The following is a 22468-nucleotide window of genomic DNA, read 5'->3' as shown; positions in this document are numbered from 1 at the left end:
ATAAGAAAGGTGCATATTCTTCCATTGGATCACCCTTGGAGGAAGTTTAAAATAAACCCATATAAAAGATCATTTTTATCTAATACAAAATAGGACATTTCTATTTAACGGAAAACAGGACATTTTCATTTTGCTGTTACACACAAATGAAAATGTATTGGCAGATAAGACTAAATATGTTAAAATATTACTGGAGGTGAGATGATGAAGATTGGCATTATTTCTGATACTCATGATAATATACGGAACTTTGATAAAATAAAAGAGCTTTTAAAAAGAAAAGAGGTAGCCATTTTAATTCACTGTGGTGATTATTGTGCTTCTTTTATGCTTTTTCATTTGGAAAGTTTAAATTTACCGGTGCATGGAGTATTTGGCAACGGGGATGGAGATAGATATTTAATGACCAAATTAACTTATACTAATTTAAAAAATATAATCTTACACGGAGATTTAGGAGAGATAGAAATAGAAGGAAAAAAAATAGTTTTTTTACATGATCAAAAATTAGCTGAAGGCTTATTTGCTAAAAAAGAGTACGATTTAGTCTGCCACGGACATATTCATAAGCCTTATTTAATTAAGGAAGAAGAAAGGCATTTAATTTGTCCTGGAGAAGTGATGGGTATGAAAGGAGTGCCTAGTTTTTGTGTCTACAACACGCAAGATAATCACGCCGAGATAGTCTATTTGGACAAAGAGAAGTAAGATGAAGAACAGAGTCTGCTTTTTTTAGTGAAGCGGGAAAACAAGAAGGATAAACAAGATTTTATATGAGTGAACAATTTGTAAAAGATTAAAGGAGTTAAGAGTGAAGGAACATTTGGAAAAGTCAGCAAGAGAAAGAAAGTTATATGCCGTTATTCATGGACATTTTTATCAACCTCCCCGAGAAAATCCCTGGACAGAGTCCATAGAGCTTCAGAAAAGTGCTTTTCCTTATCACGATTGGAATGAAAGAATAACCCATGAATGCTATCTGCCTAATTCCTTTGCTAAGATAAAAGATGAGAAAGGTAAAATATTGAGTATCGTTAATAACTACTCTTATCTTAGTTTTAACTTTGGGCCTACTCTTTTTTCATATTTAGAGAAAAATTTTAAGGAAGAATATCATAAAATCTTGGAAGGTGATAGGATTAGTCTTAAAAAAAATAATGGTCATGGTAATGCTCTCTGCCAGGCATACAATCATATAATTCTTCCTTTAGCTAATCATAGAGATAAAGTAACTCAAATAAGATGGGGAATTGTTGATTTTAAGTATCGTTTTGGAAGAATGCCTGAAGGGATGTGGCTCCCAGAGACAGCCGTTAATATGGAAGTAGTCAATGTTTTAGTAGAAGAGGGGATAAAATTTATTGTCTTATCTCCTTATCAAGCCAGAAGAATTCGTCCTTTAAATAAGAAAGAATGGGTAGATGCAAGGGAAGGAAAGATAGATCCAAAAAGGGCTTATCGAATACTTTTAAATTCATCAGGCAAAAGAAAAGAAAGGCATTTAGATGTCTTCTTTTATGATGGTTACGTAGCTAAGAGCGTGGCTTTTGAAGATTTATTAATAAGCGCTAAGTTATTTTTAGAAAAGATAAAGAGAAGCTTTGCTTTGGAAGGAGATAATCAGTTGTTTCATATTGCTACTGATGGTGAAACTTATGGCCATCATAAAGTCTTTGGAGATCTATGTTTAGCTTACTTAGTTAGTTATGAATTACCAAAAAACCATATCCAGATAATAAATTATGGCCATTTTTTAAACCTCTATCCACCTGAATTTGAAGTAGAGATTGAGGAAGGAGAAAAAAAGAAAGGGAGTTCTTGGAGTTGTTTTCACGGGGTAGAAAGATGGAATTCTAACTGTGGATGCTCTACGGGAGGTAACCCTGGTTGGCATCAACAGTGGCGTAAACCCTTAAGAGAAGCTTTAGATATACTTCGAGATGAATTGGCAAAATTTTATGAAGAAGTAGGTAGTCTCTACTTTCATGATATATGGGAAGCGAGAAACGCCTATATTGGAGTAATGTTAAACAGAAATAAAGTTACTATCTCTAAATTTCTAAAAAAACATCTTAAATCAGAATTTTCTGAGAAAGAAAGAGTTAAGGCCTTAAAATTATTAGAGATCCAAAGAAATGCTATGCTTATGTACACCAGTTGTGGTTGGTTTTTTGCGGACATATCAGGAATTGAGACTATTCAAAATTTAAAATACAGCCTTAAAGCTATGGAATTAGCTAAAGAGTTAGGAAAAACAGACTTGGAAGAAAGATTCTTAGCTTTGCTCAAAAATGCTAAGAGTAACCTCTTTTTATATAAAGATGGTTTAGAAATTTACAAAAAGTTGGTCGTTCCTTCTAAGGTTACATTAGAAAGAATGGTAGCTTCATATGTTATTTTGCTCTTATTTAATTCCAATTTATCTAATACTTTTTACCATTACCAGCTTGATCGGAACGATTTCTTTAAGAGAAAATTAGGGGTAGCTAATATTAGTATCGGGTTAATAAAGATTACCGATGGAATTATCTTTGAGACTAAGAAAGTTATATTTTTTGCCATTCACCTTCCCGATTATATCTTTCAAGTTTATGTAAAAGAGATTAAAGATGAGGAAAATTACCATACTTTAAAAAGTAAGGTAATTTCAGCTAAAAATGAAGATCTATTAGATGGATTTAAAGAAATTTATACTCCTTTATTTGAGAAAAGATATTATACTTTAACTGATCTCCTTATTGATCAAAGAGAAGAAGTCTTTTCTCTGTTAATAAAGAATGAGATGGATAAATTAGAAATCTTTTATGAAGATATCTTAGAAGAGTACTTATTTATAGCTAAGGAAGCAAGAAGATTAGAAGTTTCTATTCCTAAAGATGTTAAGAATGAGCTTGAAGCTTCTTTAAATTATAAGGCAAATAAGATGATTAACTCCTTAGGTAATAATTTTGAAGAAAGTTTGTTTTTTCAACTCCAAGATACGGTTAAAGAAAGTCAAGACTTAAGTTTACCCTTAAATTATAATACTTTTCAAGATAAGTTACAACCCTTGGTCTTGAAAAAAATAATTAAATTAAAGAAAGACTTTACTTTAAGGAATATAAGCCAAACTAAAAAAATGGTAGAATTTATAAAAAGCTTAGGTGATGTAAATTGGAATTATAAGATAGAAGATCTTATTTATGAATTAATTAGTAAGAAAGCTCACGAGGGTAAGTCAATGCCGATCATTGATACCTTCAAGGAATTAGCTAATTTAATAGGATTTAATGTAGAAAAAATAAGATAAGCCAAAATTGTCAGTTTTTAGCCATCAGCATAAAAGCTGAAAACTAAGAGCTGGCTATTATTCTTACAAATATATTTACTAATTCTGGATCAAATTGAGTTTCCTTATTAACTAATAACTCTTTCACTGCTCTCTCTTTAGAAAGGGCTGCATGATAGGTTCTTTCTGAAGTCATATCATCAAAAGCATCGGCAATAGCTAAAACCCTAGCCCCGATAGGTATGCCTTTACCTTTAAGACCACTTGGGTAGCCACTACCATCAAATCTTTCATGATGATGTCGAACAGAACCTATAATAGAGTTAAATTCCTTTATCGGCCCAAGAACATCTGCAGAAATTAAAGGATGTTTTTTGATATCTTCATATTCTTTTGTCGTTAGCTTACCAGGCTTTTTTAAAATACTCCCTTTTACTCCAATCTTTCCTAAGTCATGCATATATCCAGCAATCCTTATTAATTCTACTTCATCTTCCGAGAAGGCAAGCTCTTTAGCAATTACCGTAGCATATTTAGCTACATTTATAGAATGTATTTTTATATAGCTATCCTTAGTTTCGATAATCTTAAATAATCCTTGAATAATGCTGATTACTAATTGCTGAAGTTCTATATTTTTTTCTTTTAATTTTTGGGTATTTTTTTCAAGGGTAGTTTTAGTTTTTTTTAAGACAGCAACCATTTTATTAAAAGCCTGAGACACTTTTCCCAGAGCGATTATTTTTTGAGAAAAATCTCCCTTGGTTACTTCCTTAACTTGCCAAACTAAATGAGTTAAATTTGACTGAATTGATTTTAATACCGCTGCTATCCCAAAAGACCCTTTTATCGGGAAGGGAAGATTACCTTGGGCTATCTTCTTGCCAGCTAAAAAAAGAGATTTTAACTCTTGAGAGAGTAAGTTAATCTTTTCAATTAATTCTTTAAACTCACTCTGAGGATCTACTTCAATAATGACATCATAATTCCCATTTAAAATTTTCTCTATGCTCTCTACCAGTATATTTATTTGTAAATTCTTATCTTCCATGAATTACCAGATGTTTACGAAAAATCTTTTATTGATGGGAATTCTTCATCTCGCCAAAATAGCTTAAACTATTCCACTACCTTAGCTTCTAAGCGGCAAAATCTTTCTCCTGTTGCCCAGCAATCAACTTCTTTAACGACTACATTTTTACCAGTAAAGATAGATAAAATAGCTGAGATAAAACCTTCATCATATTGACAGATAGGCCAACCAATTTTTGGCACCCCAGAACAGTCTAAATCTTCTAAAGCAGTAAATACAAAAACACCTTTTTTTGGTTCACACTTTTCTACCCTGAGAATGCACATCTTAAGCTGATATAATAAATCAATAACTTTTTTAATCAACTCATCTAACTCTTTTATATCAGCAAAAAACTTTTGGTAGACCATCGTTCCGGCAAGTTTACCTGCTCGGTAAAGGTATTCTGCTCCTTTTCCCTCACCCAATTCTGACTCGATTACCTCTCTTAAGCTAAACTGTAAGATACGATAGTTAAGCACTGGTGTCTCAGTGCCTAAAGTTGGTCTTCCTTCCGCAATGTTTCCTAAGTTTTCAAAGGTTAATTTAAATTCCATAATATTCCTCCTTCTTAATATGTTTAAATTTAAGGTTAGTCTTTATGGATTTTATGCTACCATATCTAACTTCTTTTCTTTAAATTAATCTAAGGTGGGCTTACTTGTCAAGGACAATTTTTTGACTGTCATTTAAAGATAAAAGATAAAAGTTATTGAAAAATAATTAATTTTAAAGTAAACTAATGATAAAGTTGTAAATAGAGAGGATTGTATGGACTTGGAAAAAAGTTGGCAAAAAGCAATTAGAGAGACTGAAATAATTAGATATAGAATAAGCCCTCTCCAGACATTTAAAACCACGGATATTCCTTATATTCTTTTATCGCCATCTCAAATTAACGCCAAAGATACGGTGATAAGAAAGGGTAATGTTTTGATTCATGAACCTTCCATTATTTTACCTAAAAATTATCCAATCTTTGAAGGGTTTGATTTTGAAGAGAGTTATCATGCTGATAAAAGCATGGTAAGTACTTTTCTTTTATTTCGAGGAGTTGCTTTTCCTTCTTTAAAGTTTTACAACCAAACCTCGACTTTAGACATCTTTGAAAATCCTTTAGAAAAAGCAATCGAGTTTTTTAAGGAAAAATTAGAAAGAGAAGAAAACGTAAAAGCAGGGTTAATTGTGGGTCCCAGTGATTGTTGGCAGTTTTCGGTGCTTATCTTTGTCAGTGGTATGGTAGCTAAATCAGCAGGGCAAGATATAGTAAGATTGATAGAGAAGCTAAGAAAAGAAAATCAATAAAGCAAAATGTTAATTCCATCCTAATTTATTCTTGCTTATATATTTTTACTATCCTCTCCTACTATCCTCTTCCTGCTATCCTTAAATAAATTGAGATTGCAAAAAAATGTTAAAATTTCAAATCACAAATTCCAAAATCCAGATAAACTCCAAGTCTCAATGACCAAAACTATATGAGTTATAAGCTTTTAATATTTGACTTAGGAAAAGTAATGTTAGATTTTAATCATCTGGATTCTTGTAAAAGGTTGTCTAATTTTTCTCCTTACTCTCCTTTAGAAATTTATCAAAGAATATTTGTGACTGGTCTTGAGAAAGATTATGATGAAGGCAAGATTTCTTCAAGGGAGTTTTATCAAGAAGTCTTAAAAAGACTCGAGATAAAAAGTTTAGAAGTAAATTTTGAAGATTTTAAAAGAATATGGGGAGATATCTTTTTTGAGATTCCTTTTTTAGATAAATTAATGAATAGTTTAAAGAAGAATTATCAAATATATTTGCTTTCTAACACTAATGAAATTCATTTTAATTGGGTCTGCCAAAAATTTGAGATTTTAAAGATTCCAGAAGAGTACATTTTGTCTTTTCAGTTAGGATATCGAAAGCCAGATAAGAGAATATTTTATGAAGCCGTGAACAAAGCTATGGTAAACCCCAAAGAGTGTATTTACATTGACGATATAAAAGAGTTTGTAGAAGTAGCTGGTAGTATCGGGATCACGGGAATTCATTTTAAGTCTAAGGAAGAATTAGAAAAAGATCTCAAAGCTTTGGGAGTAATTTTTTGAAAGAAGAATATTTTGAGGTTGTAGATAAGAAAGGAAATATCATAGGAAAAGCTTCTCGAAAAGAATGTCATAGAGATCCTAATCTTATTCATAGAGTGGCTCATGTCTTAGTCTTTAATTCCAAAAAAGAGCTTTTTCTTCAAAAGCGTTCTAAAAAGAAAGATATTCAACCAGGAAGATGGGATACTTCAGTAGGAGGGCATTTAAATATAGGAGAGACTTTTGAAGAAGCAGCTTATAGGGAAATGCACGAGGAACTTGGGATTAAAGAGGTAGAGTTAGTCTATATGTATAACTATATTCATCAAAATGAACTTGAGTCAGAGATGGTTTGGACCTATAAAGTTATTTATGATGGTAAGATTAAAGTTGATCAAGAAGAGATTGAAGATGGTAAATTTTGGGGCAAGGATGAAATAAGATTATTTTTAGAAAAAGAAATTTTTACTCCTAATTTTGAAGAAGAATATCAAAGATATTTAAAATGGAGTAAAACTGGTGGCCTTGGCACCTTAATTTGAAGATAATAAACTGTCATGAATAGCCCTGATTTAAGAAAAACCATTTGTGTCAATATTCTTTCATAACTCCATTGAGTGTTCCCTTTTTCCTATCGACCACAAGCCTTAACATTAATGGAGTAACAAGAATAGAGATTATCACCAAAAGCACCATTACAGAAAAGATATCTTTGGTCAATATTTTCCAACTTAAACCCAGAGAAGCAACTACTAAAGTTAACTCATTTCTGGGAATAAGAGCCGTGCCAATAATTAATGAATCCCTGAAATTAAATTTAGCTATCTTTGCTCCTATGAAACCACCTATAATCTGACTAAGGATAATCGAAAAAATAAGTCCTACCCCAAACATACCTACACCACTAATATTCTTAAAATCAAACAAAAGCCCAACATTAAAAAAGAAGAAAGGAATGAAAAACCCATTAGAAATTCCTCTTATTCGGTAAGTAATGGTCTCTGTTTTTAACCTAGGGATGGTAGAAATAGCCATACCAAACAAGAAAGAACCAACTATAGTACTTAATCCAATTCTCTCTGTAAGATAAGAAAGTATAAAGAGCATCCCTATAATAATAGCAAAATTTGCTTCTTCAACTAAAGTTCGATCTATTAATTGAGCAAGTATAGGAAATATGTATTTATGGGCTATGAATATCAATAAAGCAAATATACCTATCTTAAAAAAGATTACTATAATGTGATAAAGAGAAACATCGCCTGTTTGGATAATTCCTACCACAACCGATAAGATAATTAAACTAACAAAACTATCCAATATAGAAGAGATAAGAATGGTACTACCAGCCATAGTAGAAAGATACTTTATGTCAACCAATGTTCGAAGGCTAATTCCAATACTTGTAGTAGAGGCAGCCATACCAATTAATAATGAACCCTTAATTGGAGATGAAGGAAAGATGATAGTTGAAAAGATAATAGCTATAAGAAATCCTGCTATAAAAGGAAATATCATTCCCACTATTGCCACAGAAGAAGATTTAGCAACAGAACCAATAAGTCTTTCCATTTCCACTTTCTCAAACCCAATAGAGAACAACAAGAAGATAATTCCTATTTCACCGAGAAGCTTAATTATCAGAGCAGTATGTCCAGAACTACCATTTGCTGAAGAAAGAACAATGAAACCCAATAAAGGTCCCAGAATGATACCTAAAATGATTTCTCCAAATACAGAAGGTAGGCTTATTCTCTCGAAAAACTCCCCTACTATCTTGATTAAGATTAATACAACTCCTAAGATAAAGACTATCTCTATCATTATAAACCCATCGTGCGTAAAATTTGGCTTACAATATCTATCTTTCCTATTACTCCCACTACTTTTTTCTTTTCAATGATAGGAATACTTTGAATTTTATGTTCAAACATCAAGTAAGCAGCTTCATCTACTATATCTTCAGGAGAAAGAGTAATAGGATGAAAATTCATTATTAACTTGATACTGGGCACACCTAAAAAATATTTTTCGACTAATAGCTTATTCCTCGTGGGTCCATGAAAAAGAATAAGCTTCAACAAATCTGTCTGGGAAATAATACCAACAATTTCATCATCTTCATTTACTACTGGAAAAGAAAGATAATTATACATCTCAATATCTGTTGCGAATTCAAGAAATTGACCATGCTCTTTAACGGTAACTATCTCTTTACTCATAATTTCTTTAACTTTCTTTTGACCTAATTCTTTACATTTTTCCATAATCTCATTGAAATCTATTCTTTTAATCATAAATTTAAAATACCTCCTTCTATAGACTTGTTTCAAGATAAAAAAACAGCTTTTGTAGTCCGCACAAAATTATTGAGCTTGCTTTATGTCAAATGAATTAATAAGCGCTAAAGATTCAAGTTATTAATATTAACCCAAAGTAATTAGCTTTTTCTTGATCTTCTTCTTTTAAAGTTTCAACAAGAAAACCATTATTTCGAACACTAATAAAGACATCAATACCACAAGCTTCCATAGAAGGACGAGCTAAAGAAGGATACTTGCAGGCATTCTTAAGAGAACATTTGGGACATAATTCACAAGGACCGGCACCCATTCCCAGGGCTTTATAAAAGCCTAAATAATAAGCTTCTTTTTCTAAAATTCTCACTGCTTCTTGGATAATCTTACATTTAAGGCTATGAATTAAGATAGCTTTTTGATAATCAGAAAGTGTTTTTTTAGTTTGTTCTGGGGTAGGAGAGTAAGGTGGACAAGTTAAAGATTGATTATAACCATAACATCCATATTGGCACTTCATTCTTACCCAGGAAGCTACCTTTATGGTGCGGGGAGAAATTATCTTAGTTTCTTTAACCCCTAATTCAAGAGCTTTGGTCACTAATCTTTCTAACATTACTTTATGGCAGTAATAACTTTAGTCTTTAAAGCTGTCCCATAAGACCTTGTTTGTTTGAAACCCACCTCTTTAAGCCACCTTTTAATCTCATCTTGAGGATAAACTTGGCCTGAAATAGTTCCTATCAGCATATTAAGGTCAAATAAAGTAGCTTCTTTCGGCGTGGTTTGGTGATTATTTAAGGCAAAACCATGGATAGCTATCTTTCCATCTTCAATTAAAGCTTGATAAGCTTTATCTATAATCTTTTGATTGCTGGGAAAATCATAGATATGGACTAAATTAGAGATAAAAATAAGGTCATACTGATCTTTTCCTAATGACTCTTCTAGGCAATTTCCAGCGATAGCCTTAACTTGACTCTTTAATTTAGCTCTTTGAATAAATTTCTTGGCATGCTTAAGGGTGTCTCTTAATTCAAAGATAGTCACCTTTAGATCAGGGTTCATCTTAGCAAAGCTAAGAGCATATGACCCTACCCCTCCCCCTAAGTCTAACATCTCTTTATAGTTAGAAATCTTAAGATAACTACCTACTTCCTGGGCCAAAATAGAGCTTAAATCATCCATCGCATAGAGATAATCTTTGAGACGATGAGGATATGAGGTCTTTTTAGTTAGCTTGAAAGCTACTGGCTTTCCATGTTTTACCGAGTTACCAAGAGCTTCCCAATATTCCCAAAGATTCTCACTGTGATGGAAGGCATGCCCTAAATAAGTATCTTTACCTTCAACTAAGTAGAGGCTTGAAGTCTTAGTATTCTTATAATAACCCCCTTCTTTCTTAAGTAACTTCAATGAAACTAAGGCCTCTAAAAATCTGACGATGGCTAAAGGATTTAAATTTAAAGAAGCAGCTACTTCATTAGCTTTCTTCTTTTCTTGATCTAAGAGAGTAAATACCTTAAGATTAGCCGCGACGAATAAGACTTTAGATTCCCAGTAAGAGCGAGATAAATTAATAAGATCAATGGCTTTCATCTTTAAGATAAACTTCTTTTAGACATATTAGTCGGTAAATTTATTAAGAAAGTAGTTCCCTTCCCTACTTTACTCTTTACTTCTATCCTTCCTTGATGGGCATTAACAATTCTTTGGCAAAGACTAAGTCCTAAACCTGTTCCTTCTTCTTTTAAGGTAAAGAAAGGCTTAAAGATCTTCTCTAAATGTTCCTCTGGAATTCCACCACCGGTGTCAGAAATCTCTATACCCACCCTCTCTAAACTTATCGGCTTTACTTGAATCCTTATCCTTCCTTCTTCTCCTGTAGCGGCAATAGCGTTATCAATAATATTAAAAAAGAGCTCCTTAATCTTTTCTTGATCGGCCACAATCTCTAGGTTAGGAAACATCTCTTTAGAAACCTCTATCTGGTGGCTAAGCTTAGGAGAAAGAGCCTCCAAAGTTTCTTCCATTAAAGAGCTTAATTCTACCTTTCTTAGCTTTAAGGCAAAAGGATGAGAATAGTTTAAAAAATTAACTGAAAATTTATTTAATTTTTCTACTTCTCTTAAGATTTCATCTAAGTATTCTCTTCTCCGGTCATCTTGGTCAAACTCTTGACAAGCTACTTGAGTCAATAATCTTATCCCGGTCAAGGGGTTCTTAATTTCATGAAGCACTCCTGCGGCTAACTCTTGAATAGCTTCTAATTTTTCTTGATGAGACCTGGCTATTTCAGCTCTATTAGCTAAGATGATCTTAGCGTATTGAAGGGCTAAAAGACCAATAAATAAAATAAAAGCTTCTCTGGCTACCAAGTGATAAATAACGGTTTTATCTAAGTGAGGATAATGGGCAAATAAGACAATAAAAGCATAGGAAAATAAGGAAACTACCAGGTCATAAACCATATGGAACTTGGTAGTTAAATCTAAACACTCAACTAAGATAGCAATAATATAGATTAAGTAGAAAGGGCTTTCTATGCCTCCGGTATAATAAATAACCGCGGTAATTAAAAAGAAATCACAGGTTGAAACCCCATAATCCATATAGCAATTAGCTTTGCCTTTACTTAAAAGAAAGTAAATAATAATGATTGAAAGAAGACAAAAAGAAGCAATTACCGTGGCCGGTATTAAGGTGGAGATCTTTCCTGTATACCACAAAGGGATACAGGAAAGATAAGCTACAATGATTACGGCAATTCTGAAATTATTGTCTCTCTTAATCTTTTGAAAAAGAACATCTTTCTCGGGCATTTTCTAAATCCTTATATTCTCTTAATTTCTTATGGAGCATCTCTCGAAAGCTCCCCTCTCATGACCAAAAAGCTCAGATCATCATCTACAATTAAGATATTAGCCATAACCTTTCTCACGGCACCATCTTATAAAGAGTGCAGTCCAAGTAATCTCCTGACCATAAATACTCACCTTCAAAGCACAACCCATAAGGATATTGACCAGGATGAGGAAAAGAATATAATTCTTTTCCTTCTTTAAGATCTATCTTATAAATTCTTTGCGTAGAAACACAAGAGACCCAAAGAAATCCATCCTTAAAAGCAAGTCCGGTAGGATACGAGGCTGGAGCGTTAATTTTATGAAGAAGTTTTCCCCGCAGAACATCTATCTTAAATATCTGATGAGTATTAAAATCAGCACACCATAAATATTTACCATCCCAGGTAATTCCAGTAGGCATACTTTCAGGAGAAAGTTCAGAAAGAGGAAAAGCTACCGTAGCGTTCCTTAAATCTAAGTTTATCTTATAAACAATAGGTTTTTCTAGATCGCTTTCCGTATTTAAGTCAATATTCCATAAGTAATGACCATCAAAAGCCAGTCCTTGAGGCTGCTTCCCCGGAGTAGAAAAATAAGAAAGAATTTTTCCTTCTTCTGGACTTAACTGATAAATAGTAGGCTGTAAATCTTCATACAAGTTTAAGTCTAAGATCCATAAATCTTTACCGTCAAAAGCCATGCCTTCAGGAATAATTTCAGGCGCCTTAATTTTCTTGATCAACGTTCCTGAAACTTTAGGCTCTTCTGCTACTTTAAGCTTTAAATCTTCGTTCTTTATCTTTGTTTCTACTTCTTTAAGCTTTAAATCTTCGTTCTTTATCTCGGCATGTAGATTTAAGATAGATAAGTTAGCAATCATGATAAGAATAGTCAAGCCTTTAAAGAGAAAAGGCCTTTTACAACGAGGAGGAAGAAAAATTTCCGAATAAATCACTGCTTTTTTAGCTTCACTAAGTTTAAATCTCTCTCTTGACCACTCTTCCCTTGACTCTTCCCTTGGCAAAACATTTGACAAAGGCCCTTCTTCTTTAATCAAGCCTTCTTTCTTTATGGCTTCTAAAGGCACAGATATTTCTGGTAGTCTATGATCTTTATCTAAGGTCTCTTTAGATGAAATTTCCTCTGATGGCTTGGCTGGTCTCTTTACTTCTCTTTTTTTAGCCAGTCTTTCTAAAAAGACCAATAATGCCAACCATGATAAAAGAATGAGCAGATTTTCCATTTATTCTTCTTTCGTCTTTGCAAATTTCAGGTTGCAAAACCATGGCCATTGCTAAGAAAATCTTTGCTTCTGCTTCGACTAATTTAGCTTTCATCTCTTTCGTCTTTGCAAATTTCAGGTTTAGCAATCGCTTCGCGCATCGTGGTGTCAGCCTTAATATTAGTTAAATTATAATAGTCCATGACACCTAATCTTCCTTCTTGCAAAGCCGCGGCCATTGCTAAAGGAATCTTTGCTTCTGCTTCGACTAATTTAGCTTTCATCTCTTGAACCTTAGCCTTCATCTCTTGTTCTAAAGCCACGGCCATAGCTCGTTTACTTTCTGCATTAGCTTGAGCAATTCTCTTATCTGCTTCAGCTTGATCTGATTGTAATTTTGCCCCAATATTTTCACCTACATCTACATCGGCAATATCAATAGATAAGATTTCAAAAGCTGTCCCGGCGTCTAATCCTTTAGCTAAGACGGTCTTAGAAATGGTATCTGGGTTTTCCAATACTTTTTTATGGTCTTGGGCAGAACCAATAGTAGAGATAATACCTTCACCTACTCGAGCAATAACGGTTTCTTCACCCGCGCCACCTACTAATCGTTCAATGTTAGCCCTCACTGTAACCCGAGCTTTTACTTTAAGTTGAATACCATTCATAGCTACGGCTGAGATCATTCCTTCTTTAGGGCAATCAATTACCTTGGGATTAACACTCATCTTAACAGCTTCTAAAACTTCCCGACCTGCTAAATCAATAGCTGTTGCTCTTTCAAAGACTAAATTTATCCCTGCTTTTTGAGCCGCAATTAAAGCACTTACTACCTTAAAGACATTGCCTCCGGCTAAGTAATGGGCTTCTAATTTATCAATGACTACTAGTAACCCTGCTTTCTCAGCCATAATCTTAGCTCTAATCACCACCGAAGGGGGAACACCCCTTAGTTTCATACCTACTAAATTAACTATACTTACATAAACCCCAGCCGCTACAGCCGAAATCCAAAGACCAACGGGAATAAACCTAAAGAATAAGATAATAAAAGCTACTATGGTAATGGGAATAAGAAGCTGAAAAAATCCTTCCATAAAATTTTACCTCCAATAAATAGATTAGACTTACGGCCTTTTCTGCCTCAAATATCAGCTTTCAGGTATTTTTCTACCTTATCGCAAGTTTATTAGGCTTTTTCTTCAATCTTAGTAACGACAATCTTAGAACCTTCTGTCTTGACTACCTTTACCTTAGTCTGAGCTGATAAAAAGCCTCCTTGGGTAATGACATCTAACTTTTCACCTTCCACCAGACAAATTCCTGATGGATGTAAAGGAGTTATGGCATAACCTTCCTTATTTAAATATTTCTCAAACCTTTTCAAACCCAAAGTAAGATCTTCTTTTAAATCTTGTTTTAAGATCAATCTTTGCCAAGAATAAGTTTTAGGTAAGTATTTAAAAAGAAGGAAAGAAAAGCCAATAGTTAGGATAAAAGTTAAAGAAAGAGTAAAAGTAGCTACTTTTAAATCCTTAAAAGATAAGATCAGGCTTAAAGCTAGACAAATAATTCCTCCTATCCCGGTAATGCTAAAGCCTGGAACAAGAAAGACCTCAACAATGATTAGGATTAAACCAAAGATAAAGAGAAAGATATGGATCCAATCAGCTAAACCGGCCATAAAATGGCTTCCAAAGAAGAGCGCTAAGCAAGTAATACCAATAATGCCAGCAAGACCCCAACTAGGAACGTAGTTCAACTAAAAGTCCTATAAACCCCAAAGAAAGAAGAAGAGAACTGACTATAGGCTGGACTAAAAACCTAAATAGATCTTCTGACCAGGTAGGGCTAACTCTAATCACTTTAGCTTTTTCCAAGTTATGTAGCCTTAAGACTTCCTCCATATTTGAAGCTTCGCTTTCAGCAAATTTTCTATTTAAAGCTTCCTGCCAAGATAAAGTTAATAATTCTCCTTTCTTTACCAAGCCTTCTATCTCTATATTTTTATCTACCATCGCTTCAGCCAGTTCTTTAGGACGACCTGTCTTTAAAGCGGTGGAGACCATTTCAGCCTTAACAAAAGAGATACTTTTCTCATCTCTTGGTCGTGGCTCTACGGCACCAATACTACTTCCAGGAGCCATAATAATCTTCCTGGCAGACAAAGCAATTAAAGCTCCAGCCGAGATAGCTCTCTTGTTAACATAAGCTATGGTTAGTAAAGAAGTATCTAAGATAACATCTTTAATCTGAGTAGCAGCGTCTACTTGTCCTCCCAAAGTATTAATTTCAAAGATAATTGCTACTGCCTTTGGTTCTGCCTCTTTAATAACTCTCTTAATAAAACGAGAAAGACCTAAGTCGATTGTTCCTTCGATAGATACGATATAAACTAAGTTCTCTTTGGTAGAATTAGCCAGCGATAGATTAGGAAAACTATTAAGAGTAATGAAGAAGCTAATTAAAAAGAAACCTAAGAAAAGATTAAATTTTTTCATTAATTAAGTAAGGCCTAATTTTTTAGAGTAACTTTAATTAGAATAACTTTAATTAAGTTTTTTAGAGTAATTTTATTAAGTATGCCTTAAAAGTCAGTAAATTGCAAATCTTTTTATCTGGTATGCAACAATTCTTTATCTGGTATGCAGCAATTCTTTATCTGAGATAATCTCAGATACTTTTTATTTCTTGACAACTAAGATAGATTAATGTTATTTTACTAAAAATTTCTAAAATAAAATAAGAAGGAGGAAGTAAATGAAGAGTGACATTGAAATAGCCCAAGAATGTAAAATGTTACCCATTACTCAAGTTGCTGAAAAGATTGGCTTAAACGAGGATGACCTTGAATTATACGGAAAATACAAAGCTAAGATAAATTTAGAAGTAATTGAAAAATTTAAAGATAAGCCTTCTGGGAAGTATATAGATGTTACTGCGATTACCCCTACTCCCTTAGGTGAAGGAAAGACTACTACCACCGTAGGACTTGGTATGGGTTTAAATCGGATCGGCAAAAAAGCTATTATTGCTATTAGGCAACCTTCTTTAGGTCCTGTCTTTGGTATTAAAGGTGGAGCAGCTGGTGGTGGGTATTCCCAGATTGTCCCGATGGAAGACTTTAACTTACACCTTACTGGTGATACTCATGCCATAGGCGCAGCCCATAACTTATGTGCAGCTTTTTTAGATAATAGTATTCTCAAAGGAAATCCTTTAAACATAGATCCTTCAAGTATTACCTTTAGAAGAGTAGTAGATATAAGCGATCGGACTTTAAGGCAAATTATCATTGGATTGGGCGGTAAAGATAATGGCCTTCCTCGAGAAACAGGTTTTGACATTACAGTAGCTTCTGAAATTATGGCTATTATTGCCTTAACAACCAGTCTTCAAGACTTAAGAAAGAGATTAGGAAAAATAGTCGTCGCTAATAATTATGCTGGAAAACCTATCACTGCTGAAGATTTGCAAGTAGCAGGAGCAATGACCGTCTTGTTAAGAGATGCCATTAAGCCAAATCTTCTCCAAACCTTAGAAGGAACACCAGCTATTGTTCATGCTGGCCCCTTTGCTAATATTGCTCATGGGAATAGTTCTATCTTAGCTGATCTAATAGCCACTAAAGTTGCTGATTATTGTGTCACCGAGAGTGGATTTGGAGCAGATATGGGAGCAGAAAAGTTTATGGATATAAAATGTCGTTATTCTGGCCTTACGCCAGATGTAGTGGTAATGGTAGCTACTATCAGAGCTTTAAAGATGCATAGTGGTGATTTTACCGTGGTAGCTGGAAAACCACTTGATCCAAAACTTACTTCAGAAAACTTAGATGCCCTGGAACGAGGTTGTTGTAACTTAATTAAACAGATTAAAAATATGAAATTATTTGGAGTTCCAGTAATCGTAGCGATTAATTTATTTTCAACAGATACAGAAAAAGAAGTAGCTTTAATTCGTAAGATCGCTATTAATGCAGGAGCTGAAGATGCTATACCATGTAACCATTGGGCTGAAGGTGGTAAAGGAACTGAAAAATTAGCTCATGCCGTAGTAGCTGCTGCTGAAAAGAAAAGCAACTTTAAATTCTTATATCCATTAGATATTTCTATTAAAGAAAAGATAGAAATTATTGCCACTAAGATTTATGGAGCTTCTTCTGTCCATTATGAACCTTTAGCGGAGAAAAAGATTAAGATGTATACAGAGCAAGGTTTTGATAAGCTTCCTATCTGTATGGCCAAGACCCATTTATCTCTATCCCATGATCCTAATTTAAAGGGTAGCCCAGAAGGTTTTGTCTTCCCTGTTAGGGATATAAATGCTTCTGTTGGTGCCGGCTTTTTATATCCATTATGCGGCGCCATGAGAACAATGCCTGGTCTTCCTTCCATACCAGCTGGAACTAAAGTAGATCTTGATGAAAACGGAAAAGTATTAGGTTTGTTTTAAGAAAAAGGTCTCAAGAAAAAGATCTCATCCCGTAAACCCTCAGATAATTAATTATCTGAGGGTTTTATTATCTAGCCAATGAAAGAATTTTTTTGCCAGGTCTTTTTATATCTTTCTGGCCGGTACGCCGGCTACTGTTATCCCCTCTCCTATATCTTCAATCACCACTGAACCAGCCCCTACCTTCGCATCCTTGCCAATCTTGATGTAAGGGATGACAGTTGAACCTGCTCCAATGAAGGCATTCCTCCCTACCTTGACATTGCCTCCTAATTGAACGCCTGAGGCCAGATGAACATTCTCCTCTATGATGTTCTCATGTTCTACAATCGCCCCAGTATTGATGATGGAATTATCTCCAATCTGAGCAGCTGTCCAAACTACTGCCCGAGCCGAGATGACTACCCCACAACCTACATAGACTGTTCGAGAGACTACGGCACTGGGATGGATAGCATTGATAAGGATCAAGCCTTCTTTTTTGAAGTCTTCGAAGAACCCCTGGCGGACATTGTTATCGCCAATCCCAATGATCCCACCCCTTACTCCCTCTTTTAATAACTTTGGTATCAAGGAGATGTCTCCTAAGACTGACAGTCCATCGACCACCCTCCCTTGGAGGTTAGGGTTACTATCTAAGAAACCAACCACTTCATACTGCTTCCCCTCTCGTAAGATATCTATCACCACCCTTCCATGTCCACCTGCTCCCATTATAATAACCTTTTCAGCCATCCAAAAACCTCCTTTCTAAATCCAATAACGTTTGACATCTGACAAAAAACAGATGACAGATAAAAAATCTGATCTTAGCTATGATTTTTATTAGCTAGATAATAAAACCCTCAGATAATTATTTGATCTCTGGCTTCTGATATCTATGGTTTACTGTCTAAATCATAGCTCTCTCTAATAGGTAATCTTCTTCTTCAATAACTCAGGATTGATCTCTATCCTTCTTAAGATCTCAGCAATCCTCTCCCCTGCCCTGCCGTCACCATAGGGATTCTTACATCTTACCAGCCGCTCCTTGAACTCCTCATTAGATAAGGCAAACCTTATTGCCTCGACAATCTCATCCTTCTTATGGGACACATCGATCACATTCTCTGCCCTTTCCCTCCCTTTCTGGCGAGAACCGATATTCACTACGGCCAGGGAGAAGGAAGGGGCTTCAATGATCCCACTGGAGGAATTCCCTACTTGCACCTTGGCGATCTTCATCAAACTCAGATACTCTAAGTGAGAAAGGTTCTTTTCAATTTTAAGATAAGGTAATCCTCTATATCTTTCTATCACCTCGATCATTCGTCGACTGCCGGCATCAGCATTAGGATAGACAAGGACTGTCTCATACTTTAACTCCTTGATCGCCTCCATCGTCTCTTGGATCTGGAAAGATGCCTCGTCTATCTGGGTAGTTACTGGATGTTGGACCACCAGTAAGATCGGCTGTTCTAAATTAAGCCCAAACCTCTCAAGTACCACCTGATGGGGGATCAACTCATACCTGAGGATAGTATCCAAACCTGGTGACCCCACAGTATAGATATGCTGAGGATTTTCTCCTAACCTCCTTATCCTTTGAGCACTCTTTTTAGTAGCAGGGAAATGGATAAGGGCTAATTTGGTGATCGCATGGCGGATATACTCATCGAATCCACCCCAAGATGAGTCTCCTCCATGGATATGAGTCACTGGGATGTTCAGATGGACACCAGCTACCGCGGCGGCAAAAGGCTCTCCTCGATCTCCTAAGATTAAGATAATATCTGGACTAAGCCTCTCTAAGGCTTGGGTCAGTCCAATTATTCCCAAACCAATGGACTTGGCCTGTGCCCCACCAGTATCGCTACTGAGCAACATATCTACCTTGGCCTCAATCTTAAATCCATCTCTTTCTATCTCCTGATAGGTAGATCCAAACTCTTTGGCCAGGTGCATCCCTGTAACTACTACCAATAATTCCAGATCAGGCTGCTGTTCGATAGCCTTCATAACAGGATAAAGGAGTCCATATTCTGCTCTGGTACCAGTGACTACAGCAATTCTTCTCATATCTTACCCCATTCGATTAACTCATCTTAGCTACAATTTTAAAACTTCTTTCGCTTTGGCATTTTCTGGGTCTATCTCTAACACCTTTTGATAACATTTTCTGGCTTTATTCTTCCAATTTTTCTCTTCGTATAATTCGCCAAGCTCTATTAATGACTTAATATCCCAAGAATTAAGAGCAATAATATTTTCGTAACATTCTATGACCTTACTCTTATTCTCCTTTTTCTTATATAATCTGACTAAACTAGTCCAAATGTCTAATCTTTCCTTATCAATTTCTAAGGCCTTTCTATAATAATCTAAACTCTTCTTTAGCTCTAAAGTCTCTTCGTTCAATTGGGCTAACCTTAATAAGGCTTCAATATTAGTAGGACAAATTTCTATTAATTTTTCTAAGCATTGATATTCACTTTGAAAATCTTTTATTTCATGGTATAAATTATATAAATCATACCATGCTTTCTCATTATTTGGATCAATATCTATAATTTTTCTTAAACAGCTAACGGCTTCTTTAAGGTTTTTACTCTCCTGATAAGCAAAACTTAAATTCTGCCAGGCTTCAAGATCTTCTTTTCTTTTAGATAAGACATGTTTATAGCAATTAACAGCTTCCTCGAAGTTTTTATCCAAAAGATATACTTTTCCTAAATCTAACCAGCCATCGATATTTTCTTCATCTAACTCTACTATCTTTGTATAGCATTTTATAGATAGCTTGTAATCTTCTAAGACTTTATGAATCTTTCCTAAATCCTTCCAAGTTTTTAGATTAAAAGGATCTATAGTTATAGTCTTAGTATAAATACTTATCGCCTGCTCATAGTTTTGGAGGTGAGTATAAGTTTCTCCCAGACCAAGCAATATCTCTATATCATCCTTCATTATTTCTAAAGCTTTCTTAAAACAACTTAAGGCCTCTTCAAGCTTATCATTTTCCTGGTAAGTAAATCCTATTCTTTTTAAGGCTTCCTTATTTTGAGGCTCTATAGATAGAGCTCTTTTTAAGCATTCTAATTCTTGACTTGTATTCTTATCTTTTTTATAAGCTAAAGCTAAATTTAGCCAATTAACGACACTATTTTTATCCCTTAAAACTTCCTTTCTTGAGCTCTTAACCTCAGAACTATTGACAGTATCTCGTTTTTCAAAAGCTATTCCTAAATTATACCAAGCCATTTGAAAATCAGGGTCTAGAGCTACTACTTTTTCTAAGCATTTAATCTCCTTGTCTAAATCATTTTTCTCTTTATAAAGTAAGGATAAATCATACCAAGTTTTAGGATTATCTTTATCAAAAGTCAGCAACTTCCTATGGCAACTTTCCTTTTTTTCAAATTCAGTTTCCAGATTATATAAATTAGCCAATCTATACCACGCTGGTGCATATTCAGGATCCATAATTATTATCTTCTCATACAAGTCCATTGATTTATTGACTAATCCCTGCTCTTCAAATATTACACCTAAATTATAATAAGCATAAATACACTTAGGGTCAACTTCTACCGCTTTATTAAAACAAATAATGGCTTCAGAAGTCTTTCTTGCCTCCTTATGACATAGACCTAAGTTACACCAATCTTCAGGATCATCTTTAAATATTTCAGTCAGCTTTAAGTAACATTTTACTTCTTGATTTTTCTCTCCTCTTTCTTTATAAATCTGAGTTAAGCATCTCCAGGCGCTCTTATATCTTTGGTTTGTATTTATACACTTATTTAAATAATCTATCGCCAAATCTAACTTATCTTTTCTATAGTAAATTAGTCCTAAATGAAAGTAACCATTAGCGTAATCTGCCCTTATTTCTAAACACTTTCTGAAACGTTCTTCTGCTTGAATTAGTTTATTTTCTCTTTCGTAAATGACACCCATTTTATACCAGGCTTTATAGTGTTTAACATCAAGCTCTAAACATTTACCATAACAAAAGGTAGCATTTTCATAATCTTTTTCTTGATCATAAACAACTCCTAAGATATACCAACTTTCAATGTATTTTGGATCTATAAAAATTACTTTTCTAAATACATTAATAGCTTCTCTATTCTTTTTTACCTTATAGTAAGCAATGCCTAAATTAAACCAAGCTTTCTTGTAGTCAGAATCAATCTCAATCGCCTTCTCATAACATTTTATCTCTTCTTCTATTAACTCTTGCTTTTTGTAAATTACTCCTAAATTATACCAGGCTTTTTTTTGTTCAGGATTAGTTTCAATCGACTTTCGGTAGCATTCCATTTCATTATATTCATCCTTTCTTTGGCCATACAAAACCCCTAAGTTATACCAGGCATCATCATAATAAGAATCTATTCTTATGGCTTCTCGATAACTTCTAAAAGCAAACTCTTCATTACCTACCTTTTCATAAGCTATCCCCATCTCATACCAAGCAGTTTCATATTCAGGTTCTGATTTAATCACTGACTTTAAACATCCTATCTCTCTCTCAATGCTATTCTCCCTTTTATAAAGCATGGCAATATCATACCAAGCAAAGCTACAGTCTGGTTCCTTTGACAATATCTTTTCTAAAAGTATCTTTTCTTTTTCGTAATCTCCTGTTTTTCGGTAAATAGAAGCTAAACTATACATTATCTCAATATTCTTTTCCTCTAATCTTAAAGCTTCTTGATAGTGTTTTTCAGCTTCTTGATATCTATTTAATCTTTCGTAACTTTTTCCAAGGCTATGCCAAAAAAATGGATTTTCAGGATCAATAATCAAAGCTTTTTTTAAACACTCTATCTCTTCTTCTACTTCATCTCTCCTTTTATGAACTAAACTTAAATTAGCCCAGATGATGCTACAGTCTGGGTCTATCTCTAAAGCTTTCTTGAGGCAACCTACTGCTTTTTCTTCTTCCCCAGAATCTTGATAAATCATACCCAAGCTATACCAAGCAGAGACATCATTTAAATACCTTCTTATCGCTTTACTAAAACATTCTTCTCCTTTCTCTATCTGACCTTTTTTAGTATAGGCAACTCCATAATTATATAAAATTCTAGCGTTTCCTCCTCTTGTATCTTCCTCTACCCTCTCTATAGCCAATGAAGAAAGCTTCATAAACTCATCTTCACAGGAAGCTAGTTTACTTATTACCCAAAGCACAGAGATATCTTCTTTATTCTTAAGAAGGAGAGCCGAGAGTTTTTCTTTTTGT

General features: G+C 34.3%; 21 protein-coding genes. 6 read left to right on the top strand and 15 right to left on the bottom strand.

Features of this window, described 5'->3' with window-relative positions; translation table 11 throughout:
* The first annotated feature begins 201 nt into the window (after window positions 1-201).
* On the top strand, window positions 202-708 hold the full coding sequence (locus KJ849_01215) for a YfcE family phosphodiesterase (GenBank protein MBU2599193.1): 507 nt from the start codon (window positions 202-204) through the stop codon (window positions 706-708).
* A 103-nt stretch (window positions 709-811) separates the two neighbouring features.
* Window positions 812-3289, top strand: a complete 2478-nt coding sequence (locus KJ849_01210; GenBank protein MBU2599192.1) for a DUF3536 domain-containing protein — start codon at window positions 812-814, stop codon at window positions 3287-3289.
* Between the two features lie 43 nt (window positions 3290-3332).
* On the opposite strand, the gene KJ849_01205 is transcribed toward KJ849_01210, so the two are convergent.
* Together KJ849_01205 and KJ849_01200 are read right to left on the bottom strand one after the other, a co-directional pair.
* A complete protein-coding gene (locus tag KJ849_01205; GenBank protein MBU2599191.1) occupies window positions 3333-4319 on the bottom strand; it encodes an HD-GYP domain-containing protein in 987 nt (328 codons plus the stop codon).
* A gap of 68 nt (window positions 4320-4387) precedes the next feature.
* A complete protein-coding gene (locus tag KJ849_01200) occupies window positions 4388-4897 on the bottom strand; it encodes a 4-vinyl reductase (protein ID MBU2599190.1) in 510 nt (169 codons plus the stop codon).
* Window positions 4898-5111: 214 nt separating this feature from the next.
* Between KJ849_01200 and KJ849_01195 the strand changes: the two genes are divergently transcribed.
* From KJ849_01195 to KJ849_01185, 3 genes are all read left to right on the top strand, one after another.
* The gene (locus tag KJ849_01195; protein ID MBU2599189.1) at window positions 5112-5645 is read left to right on the top strand and encodes a hypothetical protein; all 534 of its coding nucleotides are present in this window, start codon (window positions 5112-5114) and stop codon (window positions 5643-5645) included.
* Between the two features lie 212 nt (window positions 5646-5857).
* A complete protein-coding gene (locus KJ849_01190; GenBank protein ID MBU2599188.1) occupies window positions 5858-6433 on the top strand; it encodes an HAD-IA family hydrolase in 576 nt (191 codons plus the stop codon).
* A complete protein-coding gene (locus tag KJ849_01185) occupies window positions 6430-6954 on the top strand; it encodes an NUDIX domain-containing protein (GenBank protein ID MBU2599187.1) in 525 nt (174 codons plus the stop codon). Before KJ849_01190 ends, KJ849_01185 begins: the two co-directional genes overlap by 4 nt.
* Before the next feature lie 49 nt (window positions 6955-7003).
* Here KJ849_01185 and KJ849_01180 read toward each other — a convergent pair whose 3' ends face one another.
* From KJ849_01180 to KJ849_01135, 10 genes are all read right to left on the bottom strand, one after another.
* Window positions 7004-8236, bottom strand: a complete 1233-nt coding sequence (locus KJ849_01180; protein ID MBU2599186.1) for a cation:proton antiporter — start codon at window positions 8234-8236, stop codon at window positions 7004-7006.
* On the bottom strand, window positions 8236-8709 hold the full coding sequence (locus tag KJ849_01175; GenBank protein ID MBU2599185.1) for a CBS domain-containing protein: 474 nt from the start codon (window positions 8707-8709) through the stop codon (window positions 8236-8238). Before KJ849_01175 ends, KJ849_01180 begins: the two co-directional genes overlap by 1 nt.
* A 115-nt stretch (window positions 8710-8824) precedes the next feature.
* A complete protein-coding gene (locus tag KJ849_01170) occupies window positions 8825-9325 on the bottom strand; it encodes a DUF2284 domain-containing protein (protein ID MBU2599184.1) in 501 nt (166 codons plus the stop codon).
* Window positions 9325-10308 (bottom strand): methyltransferase domain-containing protein, encoded by a 984-nt coding sequence (locus KJ849_01165; protein MBU2599183.1) that lies wholly within the window; start codon window positions 10306-10308, stop codon window positions 9325-9327. The genes KJ849_01170 and KJ849_01165 overlap by 1 nt, the downstream gene beginning before the upstream one ends.
* A 2-nt stretch (window positions 10309-10310) precedes the next feature.
* Window positions 10311-11531, bottom strand: a complete 1221-nt coding sequence (locus KJ849_01160) for a hypothetical protein (GenBank protein MBU2599182.1) — start codon at window positions 11529-11531, stop codon at window positions 10311-10313.
* Between the two features lie 115 nt (window positions 11532-11646).
* Complete coding sequence (locus KJ849_01155) at window positions 11647-12798, bottom strand: hypothetical protein (protein MBU2599181.1); 1152 nt, start codon at window positions 12796-12798, stop codon at window positions 11647-11649.
* Window positions 12734-12892 (bottom strand): hypothetical protein, encoded by a 159-nt coding sequence (locus KJ849_01150; GenBank protein ID MBU2599180.1) that lies wholly within the window; start codon window positions 12890-12892, stop codon window positions 12734-12736. Before KJ849_01150 ends, KJ849_01155 begins: the two co-directional genes overlap by 65 nt.
* Complete coding sequence (floA, locus tag KJ849_01145) at window positions 12882-13877, bottom strand: flotillin-like protein FloA (GenBank protein MBU2599179.1); 996 nt, start codon at window positions 13875-13877, stop codon at window positions 12882-12884. Before floA ends, KJ849_01150 begins: the two co-directional genes overlap by 11 nt.
* Before the next feature lie 92 nt (window positions 13878-13969).
* The gene (locus KJ849_01140; protein ID MBU2599178.1) at window positions 13970-14542 is read right to left on the bottom strand and encodes a hypothetical protein; all 573 of its coding nucleotides are present in this window, start codon (window positions 14540-14542) and stop codon (window positions 13970-13972) included.
* Window positions 14526-15281, bottom strand: a complete 756-nt coding sequence (locus KJ849_01135) for a hypothetical protein (GenBank protein ID MBU2599177.1) — start codon at window positions 15279-15281, stop codon at window positions 14526-14528. Before KJ849_01135 ends, KJ849_01140 begins: the two co-directional genes overlap by 17 nt.
* Window positions 15282-15540: 259 nt before the next feature.
* Here KJ849_01135 and KJ849_01130 point away from each other — a divergent pair, with 259 nt between their 5' ends.
* Window positions 15541-17235, top strand: a complete 1695-nt coding sequence (locus tag KJ849_01130; GenBank protein MBU2599176.1) for a formate--tetrahydrofolate ligase — start codon at window positions 15541-15543, stop codon at window positions 17233-17235.
* A gap of 105 nt (window positions 17236-17340) precedes the next feature.
* On the opposite strand, the gene KJ849_01125 is transcribed toward KJ849_01130, so the two are convergent.
* The 3 genes from KJ849_01125 to KJ849_01115 all read right to left on the bottom strand — a co-directional run.
* Window positions 17341-17970 (bottom strand): acetyltransferase, encoded by a 630-nt coding sequence (locus tag KJ849_01125; protein ID MBU2599175.1) that lies wholly within the window; start codon window positions 17968-17970, stop codon window positions 17341-17343.
* A 174-nt stretch (window positions 17971-18144) separates the two neighbouring features.
* Window positions 18145-19293: a UDP-N-acetylglucosamine 2-epimerase (hydrolyzing) gene (gene neuC / locus KJ849_01120; GenBank protein ID MBU2599174.1), complete on the bottom strand. Its 1149-nt coding sequence runs from the start codon at window positions 19291-19293 to the stop codon at window positions 18145-18147.
* Between the two features lie 30 nt (window positions 19294-19323).
* The coding region (locus KJ849_01115) for a tetratricopeptide repeat protein (GenBank protein MBU2599173.1) at window positions 19324-22468 on the bottom strand (3145 nt) is incomplete at its 5' end.

This window comes from bacterium (assembly GCA_018830565.1).
Lineage (GTDB): Bacteria > UBA9089 > JAHJRX01 > JAHJRX01 > JAHJRX01 > JAHJRX01.
The sequence above is the reverse complement of the archived record's forward strand: the minus strand, read 5'-3'. Positions and strand labels throughout refer to the sequence as shown.

Coding starts and splice junctions, on each gene's coding strand:
- KJ849_01215 (MBU2599193.1), top strand. CDS start 202: ATGATGAAGATTGGCATTATTTCTGATACTCATGATAATATACGGAAC.
- KJ849_01205 (MBU2599191.1), bottom strand. CDS start 4,319: ATGGAAGATAAGAATTTACAAATAAATATACTGGTAGAGAGCATAGAG.
- KJ849_01200 (MBU2599190.1), bottom strand. CDS start 4,897: ATGGAATTTAAATTAACCTTTGAAAACTTAGGAAACATTGCGGAAGGA.
- KJ849_01195 (MBU2599189.1), top strand. CDS start 5,112: ATGGACTTGGAAAAAAGTTGGCAAAAAGCAATTAGAGAGACTGAAATA.
- KJ849_01190 (MBU2599188.1), top strand. CDS start 5,858: ATGTTAGATTTTAATCATCTGGATTCTTGTAAAAGGTTGTCTAATTTT.
- KJ849_01180 (MBU2599186.1), bottom strand. CDS start 8,236: ATGATAGAGATAGTCTTTATCTTAGGAGTTGTATTAATCTTAATCAAG.
- KJ849_01175 (MBU2599185.1), bottom strand. CDS start 8,709: ATGATTAAAAGAATAGATTTCAATGAGATTATGGAAAAATGTAAAGAA.
- KJ849_01170 (MBU2599184.1), bottom strand. CDS start 9,325: ATGTTAGAAAGATTAGTGACCAAAGCTCTTGAATTAGGGGTTAAAGAA.
- KJ849_01165 (MBU2599183.1), bottom strand. CDS start 10,308: ATGAAAGCCATTGATCTTATTAATTTATCTCGCTCTTACTGGGAATCT.
- KJ849_01160 (MBU2599182.1), bottom strand. CDS start 11,531: ATGCCCGAGAAAGATGTTCTTTTTCAAAAGATTAAGAGAGACAATAAT.
- KJ849_01155 (MBU2599181.1), bottom strand. CDS start 12,798: ATGGAAAATCTGCTCATTCTTTTATCATGGTTGGCATTATTGGTCTTT.
- KJ849_01150 (MBU2599180.1), bottom strand. CDS start 12,892: ATGAAAGCTAAATTAGTCGAAGCAGAAGCAAAGATTTTCTTAGCAATG.
- floA (MBU2599179.1), bottom strand. CDS start 13,877: ATGGAAGGATTTTTTCAGCTTCTTATTCCCATTACCATAGTAGCTTTT.
- KJ849_01135 (MBU2599177.1), bottom strand. CDS start 15,281: ATGAAAAAATTTAATCTTTTCTTAGGTTTCTTTTTAATTAGCTTCTTC.
- KJ849_01130 (MBU2599176.1), top strand. CDS start 15,541: ATGAAGAGTGACATTGAAATAGCCCAAGAATGTAAAATGTTACCCATT.
- KJ849_01125 (MBU2599175.1), bottom strand. CDS start 17,970: ATGGCTGAAAAGGTTATTATAATGGGAGCAGGTGGACATGGAAGGGTG.
- neuC (MBU2599174.1), bottom strand. CDS start 19,293: ATGAGAAGAATTGCTGTAGTCACTGGTACCAGAGCAGAATATGGACTC.